This is a genomic window from Streptomyces brasiliensis (assembly GCF_014647875.1).
Classification (GTDB): Bacteria; Actinomycetota; Actinomycetes; order Streptomycetales; family Streptomycetaceae; genus Streptomyces; species Streptomyces brasiliensis.
Map to the genome: position 1 here is coordinate 29978 of NZ_BMQA01000053.1, position 14880 is coordinate 44857.

Consider the following 14880-nt stretch of genomic DNA (forward strand, 5'->3'; position numbering starts at 1 on the left):
CCGTCCTCCTCGCCGTGTCACGGTTGCCGAGTGTTCGATGAAAACCATACACTCGCGAGTGTTCGCCTCTCACCGAACACTCAGTGAAGGATGCTGGTGTGCCATGCGCGCGGTCGAGTTCCAGGAGTACGGCGGTCCCGAGGTACTGAAGGTCGTGGCGGCCGAGGTCCCCGAACCGGGGCCCGGTCAGGTGAGCGTCGACGTGGCGTACACCGGCGTGAACTTCGCTGATCTGAAGGCCCGTTCGGAGGGCTACCGGGTGCCGGTCCTGCCCTTCGTCCCGGGTCTGGAGGCCTCCGGCCGTGTCCGCGCGGTGGGCGCCGGGGTCGAGGGACTGACCGTCGGCCAGGAGGTTGCGGCCCTGACCGAGGGCGGCGCGTACGCCGATGTGGTCGTGGCCGACGCGACGACGGTCTTCCCGGTGCCGTCCGGCGTCGACCTGCGCACGGCGGCCACCTTGCCGACGGTACTGCCGACGGCGTACGCCCTGGTCCACTCGGTGGGCCGTCTCCAGCCCGGCGAGACGCTCCTCGTCCAGGGCGCGGCGGGCGGAGTGGGCACGGTGGTCGGGCAGTTGGCGCGGGCCGCAGGCGCGGGGGCGGTGTTCGGCGTGGTGTCCTCGGCGCCCAAGGCGGCGTACGCGCGTGAGCACGGCTACGACGAGGTGTTCGTCGGCGCCTTCCAGGAACCGGTGCTGGAGGCGACCGGCGGCCGGGGCGTCGACCTCGCCCTCGACCCCGTGGGCGGCGCGACCCTGCGCGCGAGCCTGGCCTCACTGGCCGTCTTCGGCCGCCTGGTCTCCTTCGGCAACGCGAGCTCGGAGGCGCCGTGGAGCGTGGGGCAGCCCGAGCTCTATCCCCTCGGCATCTCGGTCGCCGGCTTCTCCATCCTGACCCTGGCGAAGACGGCCCCGGACCGGCTCCGTGACCTGGCCGAACGCGCCTTCGCGACGGCGGTCGACGGCACGGTGTCCCTGCCGGTGACGGCCGAGTTCACCCTGGAGGAGGCGGTTGAGGCGCACCGGCTGATGGGCGCTCGGACCAGCACCGGGAAGCTGCTGCTCCGGCTCTAGGAAAGGGACGCCACGAACTCCGACCAGGCCCTCCGGGAGATCAACAGGGTGGGGCCGGTGGGGGTTTTGCTGTCACGGATGGGGACGGTTGCGGGGAAATCGCGGGTGATTTCTATGCAGTTGCCGCCGTTGGCGTCGCTGTAGCTGCTCTTGATCCAGGCCGCGGCGCTGAGTTCGTGCCGGTCCATGCTGCTCGTACCTCTCCATCGCGTCGCTGATCACAGCGGCGGACTCGGGAGCCGACAGGGCGTCCGCCCTGAGCACATCATAGGTCTGACTGTGACCGGCGAAGACGGCCGGATCGTCGCGGAAATGGCCGCGGTCGAGGGATTCGGAGTAGACCCACTGATGCCCGTCCGGCAGCGTGATCAAGGACATGGAGCTGCTAGGACGGACAAGGCCGTAACGCGCGGCTGGTGCCACCTGAATACGAATGTTGGGGCGGGTTCCGACGCTGAGCAGGTGCGCGCACTGTTCCCGCATGACGCCCGGACTCCCCACCACGTTGCGTAGACAGCTCTCGTCCAGGACAACGACGTACAGCGGCCCGCCGCCAGACACGAAGCGTTGCTGTCGGCTGAGTCGGGCTCGAACGCGCTCCTCCAGCTCGTCGCCGCTCACGACCCGCGAGAACAGCGCCCGTGCATAGCCCTCTGTCTGTAACAAGCCAGGGACGACGCGCTCTTGGTATTCCCGCAGAGATGTCGCCACCGCATCCATCTCCGCGCGCCGCTTGAACCAATCCGGATGCTCCACCTGCGGATACCAGTCGATCCGCCCCCACAACCGCAGCAACACCCCACCCGTACCCAGCAGTTCGTCGCACTTCTTGGCGAACGTGTCGTGCGGAACCCTCGTCCCCGCCTCCACCCGGGCCACATGGGACCGGTCGCAGGGAATCTCCCTGGCCACCGCCTCCTGCGTAAGGACCGCGGTCTCACGGAAGTGCCGGAGCACCTCCCCGAAGAGAACGGCGTTTCGGGTCACAGGACAGGCCCCCTCTGTGACAGCGGCCCAGTGGCACGCGTGAAGCATTGATACGGGCGATTCCCGTGGGCGACGCTCGATACACCCAGAGTAACGAGGTGACGCATGGAAACGGGAACGTTCGTCTACGACCCGCGTACGGGCAAGGTGGGCGAGTTTCGCGGCAAGGCGGGCCCGTACGTGATGCTGCGCCCGGTGGGAGGCGGCCGGGAATGGGAAGCGGACCCGGGACTGATCCGCCCGGCGACGCAGGAGGAACGCGTGGCCGCGGGCGTTCGGGCCGCCAACGCCCGTTCCTGGACGGGCCGTCGGCTCTTCCGCTACGCCCCGTACGTCATTGCCCAGGACCCCACGGCCCACCCGGAGTACGAGGCCCGCTGCGTCTCGGGCGACGAGTCCGGCTGCGGCGCCACGTCAGGCCCGCACCCCGCCCCGGACCAGGTCGAGGAGTGGCAGCGCCGCCACACCCAGGAAACCCGGCACCTGCGCTACCGCCGTACGTTCGCTGACTACGCGGTACTCGAGAGGCTCAGCGCAGGCGCGACGACGACAGGATCGACAGGAGGTGGGCCGGGACCATCACCCAGGTGATCACGGCGAGGGCGCCGAGTGCCCAGCGCGTCGGCTCGATCCCGCCGGAGGCCACGTCCGCGATCGCCGCGACCAGCAGCACCAGGGACGCCTCGATGCCGTTCGTCACTCGGTGGATCTTGAAGGCCGCCGCCAGCCGCCGTACGTTCGCGACGCCCTGGGAGCGCGGGCGCGTCGACTCGTCGTCGGCGACGCCGAGGCCGCGCCGCGCGCGGGCCACGTCCACCAGGTCGGTCGAGGCCTTCAGCAGGACGACGCCGAGGGCCGTGGCCAGGCCGATCGACAGCCAGCCGCCGAAGCCGTTCTCCGCCGCCCGGTACCCGGCGCCCGCCATCAGCGCCGCGTCCGCGAGGTAGGCACCCAGGCGGTCGACGTAGATGCCGGCCGCGCTGTTCTGCCCCTTCCAGCGGGCGACCTCGCCGTCCACGCAGTCGAAGAGGAGGAACAGCTGCATCAGGATCACGGCGAGGACGGCCCCGGTCAGGCCCGGTATCGCCAGCGCGGCGCCGGCCGCCACCCCGCACACCACCATCGTCCAGGTCAGCTGGTCCGGCGTGACGGGCGTGCGCACCAGCTGGCGGGTGAAGCGCAGGGAGAGCTTGCGCATGTACAGCCGCCCGGCCCAGTGCTCCCCATTGCGGCTCGCCAGCTTGGCCTGCGGCTGGCACACCTCCCGCAGCTCGTCCAGCACCGGAGCAGCAACCATGACCGTTCCTCCACCCACCCGTGGCCCAACTGCCGCTCACGCGGCGACGATCGGGCCAGCGTACAGACCAGGTTTCACCTCCCTTTACCTGACCCGCCCCGGCCGTTCGCCGCCCACTTCACGCCACCGCTCGCACCCGCCCCGCTCCTCCGAAAACGCGAGCAACGCGGGTTCGAGGGGGAGAGTGGAAGACATGGATCAGGCACAGGCACGCTCATGGCTCGCCACCGCCGTCGCCGAGGCCCGCGCCGGGCTCGCCGAGGGCGGCATCCCGATCGGCGCGGCCCTCTACGGTTCCGACGGCACGCTCCTCGGCCGCGGCCACAACCGCCGCGTCCAGGACGACGACCCCTCGATGCACGCCGAGACGTCCGCCTTCCGCGCGGCCGGACGGCAGCGGTCGTACCGGGGGACGACCATGGTCACCACCCTCTCGCCGTGCTGGTACTGCAGTGGTCTGGTCCGCCAGTTCGGCATCTCGCGCGTCGTGATCGGCGAGGCTGCCACCTTCCACGGCGGCCACGACTGGCTGGCCGAGCACGGCGTGGAGATCCTGCTCCTGGACGACCCCGAGTGCGTCGGCATGATGCGCGCCTTCATCAAGGACAACCAGGCACTCTGGAACGAGGACATCGGTGAGTGAGCCTCAGGAACAGCCCCGCATCCCCACGATCGATCTGCGGCCCTGGCTCTTCGGAGACGCCGAGGCCCGCGCCGGCCTCGCCCGTACCGTCGACGAGGCCCTCCGGACGGCCGGCTTCCTGCTCGTCACCGGGCACGGCGTCGACCCGGCCCTGCGCGCCGCGATCCGCACGGCCGCCCGCACGTTCTTCCTGCTCCCCGCCGAGGTGAAGGCCGCCTACGAGGCCAAGGTCGGCGGCCGGGGCTGGCTCGGCCCCGGCGCCGAGGCCAACGGGTACTCGGAGGGCACCGAGACGCCACCCGACCTGAAGGAGTCGCTGACCTTCGCGACGCACGAACCCTTCGACGACCCGGCGGTCGACGCCGAGTGGTACGCGCCCAACGTGTGGCCCACCGAAGTGCCCGAACTCCACGGGCTCTGCGCGGAGTACCTGCGGCACATGGCCGAGCTGGAGAAGACGCTCCTGTCTCTCCTCGGATACGCCCTCGGGCTCGAACCGGACTTCTTCACGCGGCACATGGACCATCCGACGTACGGCTTCAATATCAACTGGTATCCGGGGACCGACGTGACCGGCGCGCCCGAGCCCGGGCAGTTCCGGATCGGGCCGCACACCGACTTCGGGACGGTGACCGTCCTCGACCGGCAGGCGGGCAAGGGCGGGCTGCAGGTGTTCACCGACGTGGGCGGCTGGGAGGACGCGCCCTTCGATCCGGACGCGTTCACGATCAACATCGGTGATCTGATGGCCCGTTGGACCGGTGACCGGTGGCGGTCCGGGCGGCACCGGGTGCTGCCGCCGCCCGCGGACGCGCCCGCCGAGGAGTTGATGTCGCTGGTCTACTTCGGCGAGTGCACACCGGGCACGCGCGTCGAGTCCGTGCCGGCGCCGGTGGGCCGCGTGGCGTATCCGCCCGTCGACTCGCACGTGTATCTGCGGGAGAAGCTCGACTCGATCACCGTCAGGTCCGCCTAGGGGACCGCCACGGATTCGATCAGTTTTTCGAAGCGGGTCCGCCAGCGGGACTCCGTCTCCTGCCCGCCCCGGAACTCGTGCGTGAACCGGAGGGTGCTCGCCGTGTCCCCGTCCCGTTCCAGATGGAAGCGGATCCGGTCGCCCTCCAGCGTGTACTCGGCGACCCGGTCCACGTCCCACGCCGTGACCCGCCCCTCCCCCAGACCACGCAGCGTGACCGCGCCGCCCAGCCGGGGCTCGAGCACGTCCGCCTGCGTGAACCACCCCGCGAGCCCCTCCGGGGTGGCCACCGCCGGCCAGACCTTCTCCATGGGTCTCGGGATGCGCACCAGGAAGTGCAGGAGGTGCGTGTTCCCGTCGGTCCGGCTGGTGCCCTGTTCGATGGAACCGGTCATGCTTCCAGCCTGACCCGTCACGGAGCGTTCCGCACGCCCTTACGGACGCCGGCCCGCCTTGTCCACGACGGCGCGGACGAGCACAGCGCTCGTCCCGACCGTCCTGCCCTGCTCGTCGAGCAGGCGCCCGCCGAGGAACACATGGGTCCTCCCGTCGAAGATCAGCTCCTCGCGGACACCCCGGCTCCCGCGGGTGACCGCGACGCCTTCCCGGCCCACCGAGTCCTTGACGTTGCGGATACCTGTCGTACGACGAAGGCCGGTTCCCGTGACCCGCGTCACAGGAACCGGCCTTCGGTGCACGGGGCCTTACACGCCCGCGTAGGAGTGCTTGCCGCTCACGAAGATGTTGACGCCGTAGTAGTTGAACAGCCAGCAGCCGAACGCGATCAGCGCGAGATAGGCGGCCTTGCGGCCCTTCCAGCCGGCGGTGGCGCGGGCGTGCAGATAGCAGGCGTACGCGACCCAGGTGATGAAGGACCAGGTCTCCTTCGGGTCCCAGTTCCAGTAGCGGCCCCAGGCGTCACCCGCCCAGATCGCGCCCGCGATGATCGTGAACGTCCACAGCGGGAAGACGGCGGCGTTGACGCGGTAGGCGAACTTGTCGAGCGAGGCGGACGCGGGCAGCCGCTCCAGGACCGAGGTCGCGAACTTCCCGGGCGTGCCGCCGCCGAGCAGCTTGTTCTCGTACGAGTCCTTGAACAGGTAGAGGATCGTCGCGACCGCGCCGACGTAGAAGACCGCGCCGCAGAAGATCGCCGTGGAGACGTGGATGTACAGCCAGTACGAGTGGAGCGCCGGGACCAGCTGGTCACTCGCCGTGTACAGGACGGTGACCGCGAGGCCCAGGTCGAGCAGGACCGTGGTGATCAGGAACAGGCCCAGCCAGCGGATGTTCTTCTTCAGCGCCAGCAGCGCGAGATAGACGCCGACGGCGACCGTGGAGAACGTGATGTTGAACTCGTACATGTTGCCCCACGGCGCCCGCTCCACCGAGGCCGCACGGGCGATCACGCCGGCCAGCTCCACGAGGAACGCGAGCACGGTGAGGGAGACGGCGATCCGGCCGTACATGTCGCCCTGCTCGTCACCGCCGTGGGCGCCGGGACCGTCCGGCACGTCCCGGGCGCCGGCCGCGGACCGGACGACGACCTTCGGCCGCTCCAGCACGGCCGTGCTGCCCGCCTTCTTGACGGTGACGGCGGGCGCGGCGGCCTTCTTCGTGGCGTCCGCGGTCAGCGCGGCGGCCGTGCGGCCGACCTTGCTGCGGCTGCCCAGCAGCCACTCGGCGATGTAGGCGAAGAAGGCCAGCGTGTAGACGGCCATCGCGGAGTAGATCAGCGTGTTGCTGATGCTCGCGAGGTGTTCGTTGGTCGCGACGGCGAGTTCGGTCGTGGCGGCGGAAGTCACTGCTTCTCAGCCCCTTCGGCAGGTACGACTTGGGGGTCGGGGGTGGGTGAAGGGTCGGGGTCGGGGTCGGGGGCCCCGGGCGCCTGGTCGTAAAGGGTTCCGGCGAGGTCGCCCAGTTCCTCGGGCACCTTGGCGGACTCGCTGCGGCCGAGTCCGGCCATCTCGACGACGGTGACGCCGTCGGCGCCGCGCACGGCCCGCACCCAGACGCGGCGGCGCTGGATGAACAGGGAGGCGGCGAGACCGAGGATCGCGGCGACGGCACCGCCCAGCGCCCAGCCGCTGCCGGGTTCCTGGACGATCTCGAAGCCGGCCCATTCCTTGATCTGCTTCTCGAAGGTGACCGACCCGGCGCCGTTCGGCAGCGTCAGCGTCTCGCCGGGCTTGAGGTTGGTCCGCAGCTGCTTGCCGTCGGAGTCCTTGTAGTCCTTCATGTGGTTCTTGTTGAGCTGGTACACGCTCTGCGGGATGCCCGAGTCGACGCCCAGGTCGCCGTGGTACGGCTCCAGGTTGAGCACCGGGTTCAGCAGCGCGGGGAACGTCGACGCGGTCTCCTGGCCGGCCCCGCCGTAGGTCGGCAGCAGGAACGCCTTGATGCCGAGCTGCTCGGTGACGCCCTCGGCGTTCTTGTAGCCGTCCATCACCTTGACCACGCCGGTGGAGGTGACGTTCCCGTCGAGCGGCAGCAGCGGTACGGCGTCCTGGTAGACGACGTCGCCCTTGCCGTCGCGGACGGTGATGACGGGTGCGTAGCCGTGGCTGACCAGGTAGACCTTGGCGTCGCCGATCTTCAGCGGGCTGTTGACCTTGACGGTGGTCGACTTCTCCTTGCCGTAGGCGCCCTGGCTGTACTTCATCGTGGCCTGGTAGAGGCGCGGGGTGCCGCGGTTGGGGCCGGTCAGCTCGTAGGTGCCCTTGAAGTCCTTGAGGTCGAAGCTGAACGGCGCCAGGTCGTCGTTGGTGAAGAGGCTGCCGGACTTGAAGTCGTCGTACTGCAGGATCGAGTTGGAGAACCCGTCGCCCTCGACGACCAGCTTGGTGCCGTCCGACTTGAACATCTGGCCCCAGGCGAAGGCGGTCAGCAGCACGATCAGCGCGACGTGGAAGGCCAGGTTGCCCAGCTCACGGACGTAGCCCTTCTCGGCGGCGACCGAGTCGCCGGCGGCGTGCGCCCGGAAGCGGCGCTTCTTCAGCAGGGCGAGAGCGGCCGCGCGCACCTGCTCGGGGTCGGCCTCGGTGCGCCAGGTGGTGTAGGCGGGCAGCCGGGTCAGCCGCTTCGGCGCGCCCGGCGGACGGCCGCGCAGCTGGCCCACGAACTGCCAGGTGCGGGGCACGATGCAGCCGATGAGGGAGACGAACAGCAGGATGTAGATCGCGGAGAACCACACCGAGCTGTAGACGTGGAAGAGGCCGAGCTTGTCGTAGATCGGCGCGAGCACCGTGTGGGACTTGCGGAAGTCCTCGACCTTGGTGATGTCGATGCCGGTCTGCGGGATCAGCGAGCCGGGGATCGCGCCGAGCGACAGCAGCAGAAGCAGCAGCAGCGCGACCCGCATGGAGGTGAGCTGACGCCAGAACCAGCGGGCCCAGCCGATGACGCCCAGTCCGGGCAGCTGGGGTTCCTCCCGGGGGGCGGTGGACAGCTGGGCCCCGGCGGCGCCGAGGTCCTGGTCCTCGGCCCCGTCCGGCGAGGTGTCGGTGGTGGTGTTGCTCATCGCGTCAGATCCCCACAGTGAAGCCGTTGGACCAGGTCTGCATCTCCTGCACCAGGCGGTCCCAGGCCCCGGTCAGCAGCAGCACACCGGTCACGATCATCATCGTGCCGCCGATGCGCATCACCCAGACATAGTGGCGCTTGACCCAGCCGAAGGCGCCGAGGGCCTTGCGGAAGGCGACCGCGGCGAGCACGAACGGCACGCCCAGGCCCACGCAGTAGGCGACGGCCAGGAGCGCGCCCCGGCCCGCGCTCGCCTGCTGGGCGGAGAGGCCGACGACGGAGGCGAGGGTGGGACCGATGCAGGGCGTCCAGCCGACGCCGAAGAGCGCGCCGAGGACGGGCGCGCCGATCAGGCCCGTGGCCGGCCGCTTGTGGAAGCGGAACTCACGCTGGGTCAGCCATGGCATCAGCCCCATGAAGAAGACGCCCAGCAGGATCATGAGCACGCCGAGCACCTTGGACAGGACGTCCTTGTACTCCTGGAGTGTCTGCCCGAAGAACCCGAACAGGGCTCCGCCGGAGACGAACACCGCCGTGAAGCCCAGCACGAACAGCGAAGCGCCCATCGTCATCCGGCCGCGACGGGCGTCGGCCAGATCGGTGCCGGTGACGCCCGTCACGTACGAGAGGTAACCGGGCACGAGCGGCAGCACACAAGGGGAGAAGAAGGACACGAGCCCGCCCAGGACAGCGATCGGGAGGGCGAGCAGCAGGGCTCCGTTGGCGACGGTGTCGTTCTGCCCGAGGGCGGCCAGCGTGATCGCGCTCACGTCACTTCTCCGCGAGGACCGGCTTGATCATCTTGACCAGGTCGTCCTCGCTGAGTGCCTGCAGCGCCCGCGCCGCGAGCTTCCCGTCCCGGTCGATGACGAGGGTGGTCGGGATCAGCTGCGGGTTGAGCGTGCCCTTCTTGAAGCGGAGCATCAGCTTGCCCGTCGGGTCGTACAAGCTCGGGTAGGTGATGCCCTGTTCCTTCTCGAAGTTGACCGCCGGGGTGGTGCTGGTGTCGCGGGTGTTGATGCCGACGAACTGCACACCCCGGGTCGCGTACTCCTTGGAGACCTTGGCGAAGTTCGGCCCCTCCGCGCGGCACGGGCTGCACCACGAGCCCCAGATGTTGACGACGACGACCTTGCCCTTGTAGTCGGCGACGTCCAGGGTCTTGCCGTCGATCGTCTTCCCCGACAGGTCGGGCGCCGCGGCCCGGTGCCCCTTCGCGACCGTGTCGATGCCGTTGTTCCCGGTCACGAAGTTGGTGTTGCCACCGCCGCCGGAGGTGCCGCCGGAGCCGCACGCGGACAGGGTCAGGGCCGCTGCGGCGACCACGGCGCTGAGCAGGACGGCGCGGCTACGGGTACTCATGTGAAAAGTTTCGCATGTCCGATCCGGGGATCTTGCGCACCCCCCTTGCGGGTGGAAACCCGCATTTCAGGCAGCGCTTCCGACGGTCGCGGGGGCGGCGGTCAGGAACTCCTTCCAACCGGCCGCGGGCCGCTGTCCGACGTCCAGCGTACGGAGCCTCGCGAGTACCTCGGGCCGCTGCACGTCCAGCCAGTCCGTGAACTGCCGGAAGGAGACGAGCCGTACGTCCGCGCCCTTCTCCTTCTCGCGGGCGATGCGGGTGAAGGCCTCCTCCACGGCGTCCATGTAGATGCCCCCGTTCCACTGCTCGAAGTGGTTGCCGATGAAGAGGGGTGCACGGTTTGTCTCATATGCCCGCTCGAATCCGGATATGTACGCCTGGGCGGACTGGGTGCGCCAGCCCGGGTAGTTGTAGGCGGGCGCGTTCGTCGAGTTGACCGACTGGTTGGCGAGCATGTTGTAGTCCATCGACAGCACCTCGAAGGAGCGGCCGGGGAACGGTATCTGCTGCAACGGCAGGTCCCACACCCCCTGCGTCTTCACCGGCCACACCTGACGCCCGCCCGGCGACGAGGCGTCGTAGCGCCAGCCCAGCTCGCGGGCGGTGGGCAGCAGACCGCCCTGACCGAGCAGACAGGGCGTACGCCCGCCGACCAGTTCCTTGTCGTAGTCGAACGGCAGCGACGGCAGATCGCTCCACCCGGTGTTGGTCCGCCACTCCTTCACGAACGACTTGGCCTGCTCGATCTCGCTGCGCCACTGCTGGGGCGTCCAGTTGCCGACCGTGCCGGAGCCCGCGCAGAAGTGCCCGTTGAAGTGGGTGCCGATCTCGTGGCCCTCGAGCCAGGCGCGGCGCACATTGGTGAGCGTGGCCTTGATGTGCTCGTCGGTGAGGTAGCCGATGTCGGAGGCGCCGCGCGGGTTGTTCGGCGGGTCGTAGAGCCGCTTCTTCGACTCCGGCAGCAGATACAGCCCCGAGAGGAAGAAGGTCATGCTCGCGCCGTGCTCCCTGGCGAGGTCCAGGAAGCGGGTGAAGAGCCCGTTGCCGACCTCGCCGGCGCCGTCCCAGGAGAAGACCACGAACTGCGGCGGGGTCCGACCGGGCTCCAGCGGCTCGGGCCCGGCGGGCTGGTGGGGCTGATTGCCGGTGAAGGAGGTGGAGCCGTCGCCGATGGGGCGGGCCGCGTGCGCATCGCTCGTGCCGGAGTGCCCGCTCCCGGAACCGGACACATGAGTGGATCCGTCTGAGGGCTTGGGTGTTCCGCAGCCGGCGAGTGCCGCGGCGGCCGTGGCGCCCGCGCCGACGCCGAGTATTCGCCTCCGGGAGAAGGTGCGCATGAGTTCCCCGATTCGTCACGTCCTGCTGGTGGTCACCCACTCAGAGGACGTGACGAACGGGGAGGTTCCACGCCGAATCACGTAATTCGTAACTGTCGTAACGAATGTGACCTACGCCCCGAAGGCCTTGCTCTTCCCCTTCACCGGCTTGGCGCCGGCGAGGAGATGGGCCGGAACGAGATCGCGGGCGGGCTCGGTGTAGCCGACGGACACGATCCTGTCGCCCTGGTACGTGAACGTCGTCAGCGAGGCGAGCGTGCACTGCCGCTTGCGCGGGTCGTGCCACAGGCGCCGCTTCTCGACGTACGACCGCACGATCCAGATCGGCAGCTGATGACTCACCAGCACCGCCTCGTGCCCGCGCGCCCGGTCCTTGGCCGCGTCCAGCGCCTGCATCATCCGTACGACCTGGTCGACGTACGGCTCGCCCCAGGACGGCTTGAACGGGTTGACGAGGTGCTTCCAGTTCTCCGGCTTGCGCAGCGCGCCGTCGCCCACGCCGAAGGTCTTGCCCTGGAAGACGTTGCCGGCCTCGATGAGCCGCTCGTCGGTGTCCAGGCCGAGCCCGTGCGCCTTGGCGATCGGGGTCGCGGTCTCCTGCGCCCGCTCCAGCGGCGAGGCGACGACGTACGTCACGTCGCGCGGCGCGAGGTGCTCGGCGACCCGGTCGGCCATCTGCCGGCCGAGTTCGGACAGGTGGTATCCGGGCAGCCGCCCGTAGAGGATCCCGTCGGGGTTGGCGACCTCGCCGTGCCGCATGAGGTGGACGACGGTGATCTCGTTGTCGGTGCTCACGCGGTGGCCTCCGCGGCAGCTCGGGCCGCCGCCGGAAGGGCGTCGGCGATCTTCCCGATGGCCCGCTCGTCGTGGGCCGTGGACACGAACCAGGACTCGAAGGACGACGGCGGCAGATAGACGCCGTTCGACAGCAGCGAGTGGAAGAAGGCGGTGAAGCGGAAGGACTCCTGGCGCTTGGCGTCCTCGTAGGTCCGCACCTTCCGGTCGGTGAAGAAGACGGAGAACATGTTGGAGGCGTTCTGCAGCTGGTGCGCGACGCCTTCCTTGGAGAGCGCCTCCGTGACGAGGGACCGGATCTGCGCGGAGACGGCGTCGACCGTCTCGTACGCCGCGTCGTCGAGCAGCCGCAGCTGGGCGAGACCCGCGGCCGTGGCCACCGGGTTCCCGGACAGCGTCCCGGCCTGGTAGACGGGCCCGGCGGGCGCGAGGTGGGCCATGACGTCGGCGCGACCGCCGAAGGCGGCGGCCGGGAACCCACCGCCCATGACCTTCCCGAAGGTCATGAGGTCGGGCTTGACCCCGTCGACGCCGTACCACCCGGCGCGACTCGTCCGGAAGCCGGTCATGACCTCGTCGGAGATGAAGAGGGCGCCGTTCTTGGAGCAGGCGTCCTTGAGTCCCTGGTTGAAGCCGGGGTCCGGCGGGACGACGCCCATGTTGCCGGGCGAGGCCTCCGTGATGACGCAGGCGATCTCGCCGGGGTGCCGGTGGAAGGCCTCCTGCACGGCCTCGAGGTCGTTGTACGGCAGGACGATCGTGTCGCCGGCCTGGGCGCCGGTGACACCGGGGGTGTCGGGCAGCGCGAAGGTGGCGACGCCGGAGCCGGCGGAGGCGAGCAGCGCGTCGACGTGGCCGTGGTAGCAGCCGGCGAACTTGATCACCTTGCTGCGCTGGGTGAAGCCGCGGGCGAGCCGGATGGCGCTCATGGTCGCCTCGGTGCCGCTGCTGACGAGCCGTACCTGTTCGACGGGCTCGACGCGGGCCACGATCTCCTCGGCCAGGGCCACCTCGCCCTCGCCGGGCGTACCGAAGGACGTACCGCGTGCGACGGCCTCCTGCACGGCGGCGATCACCTCGGGGTGCGCGTGCCCGAGGATCATGGGGCCCCACGAGCAGACGAGATCGACGTACTCGCGCCCGTCGGCGTCCGTCAGATACGGACCGCGTCCCGACACCATGAACCGGGGCGTGCCACCGACAGCGCGGAAGGCGCGCACCGGGGAGTTCACGCCCCCCGGCGTGACGACGGACGCACGGTCGAACAGGGCCTGCGAGACGGGTGCTTCATAGGGGTAGGGCGGGTGGGACGCTCCTGCTGCGGGCGATTCACTCATGACCTGCGACTTCTCCGACCTTCTGGGACCAATTCCGGCCTTCTTCGACGTACCCGGACGCCCGTCCGCGTAGTGACCTACTCAGGGTAGGCCGACGCTGTCAGCTCCCTGCGGCTGCGCCGGGCAAACACGTGGCCGGACCGCCGCCATCTGCGAAACTGAGAGGTGTTACACACAGCTCGTACGGGACATGGTGTTCAGAGGCTGCGAAGATCCTGCGGACTGGTGTTTCCGCGCACGTTTCGGCGGACGGCCGTGGGGGAGGTCACTGACACGATGATCGGGTTGCGCGGCGGGGCCCACGCGCCCTAGAAAAGCGGTCGGGGCCAGGCGTCCTGGAAAAGCAGTCGGGTGGAGATATGCATCGCGGTGGCGGACTGGGCGAGGGGACCGATGACCTGGGTCCTCGACGTGCCCGGCAGGGAAGGCACCGACGCGAGGCGGAGGAAGCGAACGAGGCACGTCAGGCACATGGCGGTCCGGTTGAGTCGGAGCGTGACGACCGACGTATGGAGCGTACGGAGCGGGCGGACCGTCGGATCGAGCGGCTGAGGGCGGGGAGCAGAAATGGTGGTCGGGTGGGGGTGACGTACAAATACTTCGGCGCGCCCGACGGCGCGACCGCGGCCCGTGTCCCGATCTCGATGCGCCCCGAGGAACTCGGCGGCGACGAACTCGGTATGAACGGCATGTTCACCAAGATCAAGCCGGAGACGATGGCCGCGATGGTGCTGACCGGCATCGAGGGCGTCCCCCTGCACAAGGTCCCGCCCCTGGAACTGGTCGTCCTGCACCCCGACTACGCGGTGGTCAAACTCCCGATGACGGTGGTCGACCCCCTCCGCGGCATCGGCGAGGAGGCGGTGGGCGCGGCGGCGTTCATCTGGTCGACGGTCCCGGATCGCGGCGGACCACGGGACGCGTTCAACGTGTACCAGCTACTGCACGAGTGGCAGGACTTCAGCCACCGGTTGCATGAGGCGGGGCATCAGCCGTATTGCCTTGTGTGGCCCTGAGCTGGGGTTTCGCTGGTAGCGGGCGGGGTTTTCGGGCCCCGCCTTTGTCATGTGCCGGGTGGGGGCGTCAGGCGGCCAGGGCACATTGGTTTGGACGGGGGCACTGATGTGCCTTCCAGCTCTGGTTCCTCGGTGAAGGCGTCGTCGATCGCCTTGCGGGTGCGGGTCTCGGACGAGTTCGACCTCGTCCAGAGAGCCGCTGCCCTGAGCCGCATGAGGCCCGCGGCTATGTCGCCGGAAGCTCGCTCGCCGCCGCCCGCGCCGACGACCCCACCGCGGCCCTCGAGACCCCTCCGCCGCCTCGGCCCGCCCGCACGCCGGAAAGGGCAGCAGTCAGCTGCTGAACGGCTGCAGGCCGATCGTCCTCAGCAGGTCGAGCTGCCCTGCCGCCTCGCTGTCCTGCGCCCCGGAGTAGACGATCAACCGGAGGTCGCTGTCACGTACGGTGAGGAAGTCGCTGTCCACGGTGATCGGCCCGATCTCGGGGTGCATGAACGTGCGACTGCTCAAGCCGGGCTGGGGGGCCAAGCGCTGC

Annotated in this window: 17 protein-coding genes and 1 pseudogene; 5 read left to right on the forward strand and 13 right to left on the reverse strand. The window is 69.6% G+C overall.

The features are described 5' to 3' along the window. Positions 1-103 precede the first annotated feature (103 nt). Entirely contained in the window at positions 104-1072 is a 969-nt protein-coding gene (locus IEZ19_RS39615) for a quinone oxidoreductase family protein (RefSeq protein WP_189316245.1), read from the forward strand. On the opposite strand, the gene IEZ19_RS51575 is transcribed toward IEZ19_RS39615, so the two are convergent. Both IEZ19_RS51575 and IEZ19_RS39620 read right to left on the reverse strand, forming a co-directional pair. Next, positions 1069-1188, reverse strand: coding sequence for a DUF397 domain-containing protein (locus IEZ19_RS51575; RefSeq protein ID WP_229841339.1), 120 nt, complete (start codon positions 1186-1188; stop codon positions 1069-1071). The two genes, IEZ19_RS39615 and IEZ19_RS51575, sit on opposite strands and share 4 nt — an antisense overlap. Then, positions 1145-2107 carry a helix-turn-helix domain-containing protein gene (locus tag IEZ19_RS39620; RefSeq protein WP_189316246.1) on the reverse strand — a complete coding sequence of 321 codons (963 nt, stop codon included), beginning with the start codon at positions 2105-2107 and terminating at the stop codon, positions 1145-1147. The genes IEZ19_RS51575 and IEZ19_RS39620 overlap by 44 nt, the downstream gene beginning before the upstream one ends. Positions 2108-2164: 57 nt before the next feature. On the opposite strand from IEZ19_RS39620, the gene IEZ19_RS39625 reads away from it, so the two are divergent. Next, the gene (locus IEZ19_RS39625; RefSeq protein WP_189316247.1) at positions 2165-2650 is read left to right on the forward strand and encodes a DUF7848 domain-containing protein; all 486 of its coding nucleotides are present in this window, start codon (positions 2165-2167) and stop codon (positions 2648-2650) included. Here IEZ19_RS39625 and IEZ19_RS39630 read toward each other — a convergent pair. Then, positions 2589-3356 (reverse strand): CDP-alcohol phosphatidyltransferase family protein, encoded by a 768-nt coding sequence (locus tag IEZ19_RS39630; RefSeq protein ID WP_189316248.1) that lies wholly within the window; start codon positions 3354-3356, stop codon positions 2589-2591. The genes IEZ19_RS39625 and IEZ19_RS39630 overlap by 62 nt on opposite strands. A gap of 193 nt (positions 3357-3549) precedes the next feature. Here IEZ19_RS39630 and IEZ19_RS39635 point away from each other — a divergent pair, with 193 nt between their 5' ends. Together IEZ19_RS39635 and IEZ19_RS39640 are read left to right on the forward strand one after the other, a co-directional pair. Then, positions 3550-3999, forward strand: coding sequence for a nucleoside deaminase (locus IEZ19_RS39635; protein WP_189316249.1), 450 nt, complete (start codon positions 3550-3552; stop codon positions 3997-3999). Beyond that, positions 3992-4975 carry an isopenicillin N synthase family dioxygenase gene (locus IEZ19_RS39640; protein ID WP_189316250.1) on the forward strand — a complete coding sequence of 328 codons (984 nt, stop codon included), beginning with the start codon at positions 3992-3994 and terminating at the stop codon, positions 4973-4975. The genes IEZ19_RS39635 and IEZ19_RS39640 overlap by 8 nt, the downstream gene beginning before the upstream one ends. Here the strand turns inward: IEZ19_RS39640 and IEZ19_RS39645 are convergent. The 9 genes from IEZ19_RS39645 to hemL form a co-directional block, all read right to left on the reverse strand. Next, positions 4972-5370, reverse strand: a complete 399-nt coding sequence (locus IEZ19_RS39645; RefSeq protein ID WP_189316251.1) for an SRPBCC family protein — start codon at positions 5368-5370, stop codon at positions 4972-4974. The genes IEZ19_RS39640 and IEZ19_RS39645 overlap by 4 nt on opposite strands. A 39-nt stretch (positions 5371-5409) precedes the next feature. Continuing rightward, positions 5410-5652 (reverse strand): hypothetical protein, encoded by a 243-nt coding sequence (locus IEZ19_RS39650; protein ID WP_189316252.1) that lies wholly within the window; start codon positions 5650-5652, stop codon positions 5410-5412. A gap of 27 nt (positions 5653-5679) precedes the next feature. Further along, a complete protein-coding gene (ccsB, locus tag IEZ19_RS39655; protein WP_189316253.1) occupies positions 5680-6780 on the reverse strand; it encodes a c-type cytochrome biogenesis protein CcsB in 1101 nt (366 codons plus the stop codon). Further along, positions 6777-8495, reverse strand: coding sequence for a cytochrome c biogenesis protein ResB (gene resB / locus IEZ19_RS39660; RefSeq protein WP_189316254.1), 1719 nt, complete (start codon positions 8493-8495; stop codon positions 6777-6779). The genes ccsB and resB overlap by 4 nt, the downstream gene beginning before the upstream one ends. A 4-nt stretch (positions 8496-8499) precedes the next feature. Then, a complete protein-coding gene (locus IEZ19_RS39665) occupies positions 8500-9267 on the reverse strand; it encodes a cytochrome c biogenesis CcdA family protein (RefSeq protein WP_189316255.1) in 768 nt (255 codons plus the stop codon). Between the two features lies 1 nt (position 9268). Then, on the reverse strand, positions 9269-9859 hold the full coding sequence (locus IEZ19_RS39670; RefSeq protein ID WP_189316256.1) for a TlpA family protein disulfide reductase: 591 nt from the start codon (positions 9857-9859) through the stop codon (positions 9269-9271). A gap of 66 nt (positions 9860-9925) precedes the next feature. Then, positions 9926-11197: a polysaccharide deacetylase family protein gene (locus IEZ19_RS39675; protein WP_189316257.1), complete on the reverse strand. Its 1272-nt coding sequence runs from the start codon at positions 11195-11197 to the stop codon at positions 9926-9928. Positions 11198-11308: 111 nt separating this feature from the next. Next, the gene (locus IEZ19_RS39680; protein ID WP_189316261.1) at positions 11309-11956 is read right to left on the reverse strand and encodes a histidine phosphatase family protein; all 648 of its coding nucleotides are present in this window, start codon (positions 11954-11956) and stop codon (positions 11309-11311) included. A 32-nt stretch (positions 11957-11988) separates the two neighbouring features. Further along, positions 11989-13329 carry a glutamate-1-semialdehyde 2,1-aminomutase gene (gene hemL / locus IEZ19_RS39685; RefSeq protein ID WP_189316258.1) on the reverse strand — a complete coding sequence of 447 codons (1341 nt, stop codon included), beginning with the start codon at positions 13327-13329 and terminating at the stop codon, positions 11989-11991. Between the two features lie 359 nt (positions 13330-13688). Here hemL and IEZ19_RS39690 point away from each other — a divergent pair, with 359 nt between their 5' ends. Beyond that, entirely contained in the window at positions 13689-14345 is a 657-nt protein-coding gene (locus IEZ19_RS39690; RefSeq protein ID WP_189316259.1) for a hypothetical protein, read from the forward strand. Positions 14346-14678: 333 nt separating this feature from the next. Here IEZ19_RS39690 and IEZ19_RS39695 read toward each other — a convergent pair. Then, positions 14679-14880, reverse strand: a pseudogene (locus IEZ19_RS39695) (transcriptional regulator); the annotation flags it as partial.